The organism is Asticcacaulis sp. (assembly GCF_027484505.1).
Lineage (GTDB): Bacteria > Pseudomonadota > Alphaproteobacteria > Caulobacterales > Caulobacteraceae > Asticcacaulis.
In genome coordinates, this window is sequence record NZ_JAIXSV010000299.1 from 1 (window position 1) to 5,901 (window position 5,901).

Sequence of the window (5,901 nt, forward strand, 5' to 3'; positions counted from 1 at the left end):
GAAATCAACACTGTCAGCCAACGGTCGTGTGGCGGACGGGCGGTGGGCGAGGGCGGTCTGTCGAGATGGAGACGTGAGTTTTCCTATGGCGACCCGTTATATTGGGCACCCTATGAAATCCTCAGCCGGTCAATTCTTCGACCAGGCAGATACTGATGCAACGGAAGAACGTCTTACCAATGCCGCCGGCTGGCCTCGCGAAGAATTTGGCTCATCGCGGCATACTATGGCGCTCAAGTCCCGATCCGGTTCGGGTTTTGTAAGGACGGGCACTTTTGCCCTGGATACGTCGTCGTGAGCAGTTTTACTTGAGGAAAGGTGGCATTATTTATTGGAACCATTCCTGCTCATGGGTTTGGATCTACAACTTCAAGTCCGGCCAGCAGCTTGGCCATGTCATCTTCCAGCGACTGTTCGAACAGCAATTCGCTCAGCTGGCGACCGAATTCCGTATAGGTACGTTCGACGACGCTCAGCAGATTGACGCCGTACCGTTCCTCGAGTTCGGCCAGGCTGACCTGGAGATCTGGCGAAACCGCCGAACATCCGTGAATGGCGCAGACGCAGGCGGTCGTCGTTGTGACGTCGATATTCAGCCTCTCCTTGGCGAAGCTCTTTGCCACGAGCCTCTGACAAAGCAGGTCTCGCTCGGTTTGGCGGGTCTTTCCAGCGTCGGTTTTGGCCCTACCGCGTTTTAACTCCAGGAAATCGATGGCCTCCCGATCCTCATCCACAACGACGGTGTCTGGGGTGACCTTGCGGCCTTTACCGTGCTCGTAGTGCAGATCGGATTGCAGCATCGCCGCCTTACCCGCCGCGCTGATGACGAACTGGTCAACCTCGGCCGGGATGTAAATGGACGGTGTGCGAAGGACGATCAGGCGCGGCGATGACTTCAGGGTTTCGCTCACGGCCGTCTCCAAGAGCTGCCCGTCGCTGCGCACCGCAGACATGATGACCCCATATGGGCGCCGATATTCCGACGGCACGATGGGATCCGGTTGCACGGGCAGATGCCGGAGGCGCTTGATCGTCCGCGCCATTAGGTCGGTTACCGGTTTGGGCAGAGATACAGGTGGTTTGTCGAAAGGCATGATCGAAACCTCGATGCGTTGGTGATACGCCATAAATAAGACGCGTCTTTATCTCTGTCAAGGCTTCGCTGTTGTGATTGTGCAAAATTTGGATAAGGTGCGGCGTTCTAGAGTTTGACGGGAGAAAGCAGATGGCGCGGCCGAACTGGGATGGCATTTCAGAGGCGAGCCAGCTGCTTAAGGAAGTTCTTTCAGAACAAGGGCTTAGTGAGGCTGTCGAAACGCGTGTGCGCAGGGCCCACCAGATACTGTCTTTGAAGGTCGATGGTGCGATGCCGAAGGAGGAGTTCCGTGATCTCCGCCGCCAGTTAGGGCGCACGCAGGAAGATCTGGCTTTAGATCTAGGCAAACGACTTCGACAAATTTCCCGGTATGAGAACGGCGAAGTGCCGATTCCCGCATCTATCGCAGAGAAGCTTCGGGAGCTCTGCGATCGCATCAAGCAGGGATGATCGTACCCTCTGACGCATGTGCGGATCCAGGTAGTGTGGGCGGTTCTGATGGAGTGCCCACCGACATGATGCTATTCCCCGCCAATTGGACGGTGAGTGCCCCTATGTCGGCAGATCGTGAATCGCGGCGGATGGCTAACGCGATAATGAATAAAGGGAGGCCATCGGCAAGGTTTGGCGCCGGGCCTGGTAGGAGGTCATCCCGTTCTTTGCTTTTCCTCACGAGGTCAGGCGCATAGTCTATACAACAAATGCCATTGAGGCCCTGAATTCCAAGCTCCGCCGCACCGTCCGGGCCAGGGGTCATTTCCCCAATGATGAGGCCGCGCTGAAACCGCTGTTCCTGGTGTTGAACAGGGCCGAGAAAGAGTGGAAAATGCCCGCACGTGAATGGACGGCCGCCAAGGCCCAAATGGCCGTCCTGTTCGGCGACAGGTTAACAAAGGCAATGAACGCCTGATTTCAAACGGCCCAGCCAAGCACGGAATTCCCGATCATCCCTACAGCCCGCATTCGCGGTGATTTCTCCTCCATCGAACGCTCCCATGACCACCCGCCGACCATGATCCGTAAACCGCATCCCGAAAAACACCCTCTTAATTCTCAACTACTCTAAAATAATTGTAATTATTTGTAATCAAACATAAATCCACAAAACCGGTAGCCGGTGACAAATCCGGGATGAAGTGCCAGCCCCCTTAAATGGCTTTTGCTTCAGGAGCGGCCGCAAGGATTTCTAAGATTGCTGCGGCCTTGGCCAGGGTGCTGTCATCCAACTGGCGGGCTGCACCATTCAGCCGTGCCAAAGTTTTAGCTCGATACGGGCTCTCGGCACCTTCGTCCGTGAAAAAGTCGGACAAGGGAACTCCCAGGCCCTGTGCCAGCAAATCCAGCGTGTCATAGCCGGGGGTAGAAATTCCGCGTTCCAAATTGGATATCGCGTCCGGGGACCTGTCAATAAGTTCGGCCAAGGCCTCTTGGGAGAGGCCTCGTTGTTTGCGGAGGGCTTTAATCCGCATTGCCACGCGTGTGCGAACGTCCATATCCGCATGATGATCAGGAAATCAGATTGATTGAACCGCCTGATATGCGGTATTTTGAGGAATATACCGCATATCGATACGGATATCGTATATCCAAACCCTGACTGCAGGCTGATCTGACACTTTTGGAAACTTGATTATGGATATGTCGCTACCAGAAGCCGTTGAGAGTCATTCCGCCACTTGCCCTTGCTGCGCCGGGCGGGCTCACTCAGACGACGCGCCCCAGGCCGCAACCGCCCTGACCACTACAGTTCCCGGCGTTTCCGCCTACGATCTGTCCACAGTCGACATCCGCGCCCTGCTGTACTACCGCAGCACTTCCGATGCCGCCGGCAATTTCACGTTAGGCAACGCCCGCTGGAACATTGACCAGGCAGCCGGCAAAGGCCTGACCATCCTGGAGATGCTGAACTCCGATATCGGCGTCGGCACCGGTGTCGACCTGAAGTACAGTTTCGCGCAGACCACCAGTGGTTCCGTGACGGGCTTCCGCCCCATGAACACGATCGAGAAGCAGATTGTCGTCGAGCAGCTGGCGAAGTGGGCCGCCGTCGCCAACGTCACCTTCACCGAGACGACCGAGAACACCGGCAAGACGCTGATGTTCAGCACGGACACCTTCACGGCGGCGGACAGGCCCGTCCTCCCCGCCGTCGGTTTCGGGTATCTGCCAAGCGGGGTATCCTATGTCACGTCAAGTGACAGCAAGGTGACCAGTCTGTCCTTTTCGCCCCTGGCGGGGGACGTCCGCATCGACAATTGGTTTATGGACCGCATGCATGCCGACGGCTCGTTGAACGCGGGCGAATACAGCGCAATCGCCGCCGTAGCCGCCCACGAGATCGGCCATGCCCTCGGTCTTTCGCATGGCTTCGACGGCCAGCTCAACCTGCCGGCCAACTATCAAATCAAGCTGCTGACCATCATGGCCTATGACGACGTGGGCAGCCTGACCTACGGCTTTACCGCCAGCGGCGGTGCCCTGAACGTGGACAACAGCCAGCTCAAGATCCTCGATATCCTGGCCATCCAGCACCTCTACGGGGCCAACACCAAGACCAACGCTGGCAACAATACCTACACCTGGGCCCAGGACACAGCCTTCCGCACGGCCATCTATGACGCCGGCGGGACCGACACGATCGACCTGTCCGCCTCCACCATGCGGTCTGCTATCGACCTGACCCCCAACAGCCTGTCGTCCATCAACCTGCGGGTGACCAACGCCGAGAAGCTGGTCAATACGGCGTCGCTCTACCACAGCGCCCAGAACGCCGCGATGCTCTATACCGGTGAGAACAACCTGGGCATCGTCGGCACCATCGAGAACGTCCGCGCCGGGTCCGGCAACGATCGGATCAACGGCAACGCCGTGGCCAACGAAATCTGGGGCGGTGCCGGCAACGACAGCGTCTGGGGTGGGGCCGGCGACGACCGCCTGTTCCTGGGCGCCGGCAACGACCGGGTGGTCGCCGGCAGCGGCAACAACACCATCGACGGCGGGACCGGCATCGATGTCGCCGGGTTGGCCGGATCGGCGTCGCAGGCCAGGATCGCCCGGGCGGCCGACGGCACGCTGACGGTCACCAGGGCGGACGGGGTTGACACACACGCCGGGACCGAGTTCGTCCTGTTTCGGGACGGGCTGAAGCTCTACTGGAACGTCGGCGCCAAGCTGGCCGGCGGGTTCGACGAATCCTTCTACCTGGCGAAGAACCCCGACGTCGCCGCAGCCGTGGCGGCCAAGGCGCTGGCCAGCGGTTTCGACCATTACATCAAGTTCGGCCAGGCAGAGGGACGATTTGCCGTCGATGCACGGTCGGACCTCTATTTCGACGAGAGCTTCTACCTCGCCGCCAACCCCGACGTGGCCAGTGCGGTCGCCGCCGGTAGCTACTGGACCGGATGGGTGCACTACCAGGCTTTCGGGAAGGTAGAGGGCCGGACGGCGACCCCGCTCTTCGACAAGGCCTACTACCTCTCCAAGAACGCCGACGTGAAGGCGGCCGGGGTGGATCCCTGGCAGCACTTCATGACCAACGGCTGGCGGGAAGGGCGCGACCCTTCTGCGTTCTTGGATGTGTCGGCTTACCTGGACACCAACGTCGACATCAAGGCAGCCGGGGTCAACCCTGTCACCCACTACCTCCTCTACGGCCAGGCCGAGGGCAGGCTGCTGGTGGCGACCGCGGACATCGGGATCGACTGGACCTACGTCGGCTGAACCACGCCGCCGCCCCCTCCCTGCAATCAACTCGCCGGTGCGGGACGCCGCGTCCCGCCGGCTCAATCAATATAGGAGAGCACCATGAAGGAATCCGCCGCGACGGCCATCGCAATCGGCAGCCCCGAGGCCATCCGCGCCGCCCTGACGCTTGAAGCCGGCAATGACCCGGCCCGCGTCGAGGCCCTCCGCATCCAGATGGTCGGCGGCGCCGCCACCCTGAAGCGGTTAGGCTACTGGCTGCTGGGGTTCGGCGTCCTGGCCAGCATCACCGTAATCGGCGCCGTCATTGGCCTGCCGCTGTTGGTGTTCGGTGCCGTCTTTGTCTGGTTTTTCGGCAAGCGGGTGAAGAGCATCAACGCCGCATGCGATCAGTACCTCGCCTCGATCAAATCGGGAGGCTGAGCATGCGGTTGCCGATGACCAAGCTCCTCTCCGCGCTCGCCATTGCTGCGGGACTGTCCGCCCCCGCGGCCCTGGGGCAAGGGGCCCCGCCGGTCGCCGCCGTTATCGACGGCCGGCCGATCGACGTCCTCGGCGTGCTGCCGGGCATGACGCCCGACCAGGTACGCGCCGTCCTGGAGCCCAAGGGCTTCAAGGTGAAGGACGAGTTCAGAAAGGAGCTGAACTACCGGCGGAATGAGGTCGTCATCTGGAGCTCCCCGCAGTTCGTCTCCCGCCTGATCCTCGAGAAGCCCGGCGCAACGCCGGCCGAGGAGGTAACAGCAGAGTTCACGTCGAGCGTCAGCGGCAACCAGCTGGTGGCAGCGGCCCTGACTTATGACTGGACGTCCGGGCGGTCGCCGCTGAACTGGGACCTCACGCCCGCGAACAAGTTCGTCGTGGGTACGTGGGGAAACCACAGCGGCTTCCACATCCCGTCGGACGATGCGCACATCGCCTACTGGTACAGGTTCATCGACGGGAAGATCACGTCTTGCCCGAGGTCGCCGGACGGGATGAGCGAGACCTGCTACGAGGGCGGCAACCTCGGCGGGCCGCACGTCATGGACGAGTACAGGCGGCTCAGCGACGTGCTCATGCGGGTGGTCATCTGGAACCACCAGGGTAAGGTCCTGCGCTTC

At 60.5% G+C, this 5,901-nt stretch carries 7 protein-coding genes and 1 pseudogene; 6 read left to right on the forward strand and 2 right to left on the reverse strand.

All coding sequences use genetic code 11. From position 1 onward, the window contains the following. Window positions 1-298: hypothetical protein (locus Q0072_RS17145; RefSeq protein ID WP_298332737.1), on the forward strand; the 298-nt coding region annotated here is incomplete at its 5' end. Between the two features lie 49 nt (window positions 299-347). On the opposite strand, the gene Q0072_RS17150 is transcribed toward Q0072_RS17145, so the two are convergent. Then, window positions 348-1,094, reverse strand: coding sequence for a hypothetical protein (locus tag Q0072_RS17150; protein ID WP_298332739.1), 747 nt, complete (start codon window positions 1,092-1,094; stop codon window positions 348-350). A gap of 131 nt (window positions 1,095-1,225) precedes the next feature. Between Q0072_RS17150 and Q0072_RS17155 the strand changes: the two genes are divergently transcribed. Further along, a complete protein-coding gene (locus Q0072_RS17155; RefSeq protein ID WP_298332741.1) occupies window positions 1,226-1,546 on the forward strand; it encodes a helix-turn-helix domain-containing protein in 321 nt (106 codons plus the stop codon). 160 nt (window positions 1,547-1,706) lie between these two features. Next, a pseudogene (locus tag Q0072_RS17160) lies at window positions 1,707-2,006 on the forward strand (transposase); the annotation flags it as partial. A 238-nt stretch (window positions 2,007-2,244) separates the two neighbouring features. Here Q0072_RS17160 and Q0072_RS17165 read toward each other — a convergent pair. Then, window positions 2,245-2,589: a helix-turn-helix transcriptional regulator gene (locus tag Q0072_RS17165; RefSeq protein ID WP_366941841.1), complete on the reverse strand. Its 345-nt coding sequence runs from the start codon at window positions 2,587-2,589 to the stop codon at window positions 2,245-2,247. 139 nt (window positions 2,590-2,728) lie between these two features. On the opposite strand from Q0072_RS17165, the gene Q0072_RS17170 reads away from it, so the two are divergent. From Q0072_RS17170 to Q0072_RS17180, 3 genes are all read left to right on the forward strand, one after another. After that, window positions 2,729-4,816: a matrixin family metalloprotease gene (locus Q0072_RS17170; RefSeq protein WP_298332743.1), complete on the forward strand. Its 2,088-nt coding sequence runs from the start codon at window positions 2,729-2,731 to the stop codon at window positions 4,814-4,816. Between the two features lie 84 nt (window positions 4,817-4,900). After that, window positions 4,901-5,221, forward strand: coding sequence for a hypothetical protein (locus Q0072_RS17175; RefSeq protein ID WP_298332745.1), 321 nt, complete (start codon window positions 4,901-4,903; stop codon window positions 5,219-5,221). 2 nt (window positions 5,222-5,223) lie between these two features. Then, window positions 5,224-5,901 (forward strand): hypothetical protein (locus Q0072_RS17180; RefSeq protein ID WP_298332747.1); only part of this gene is annotated, 678 nt, incomplete at its 3' end.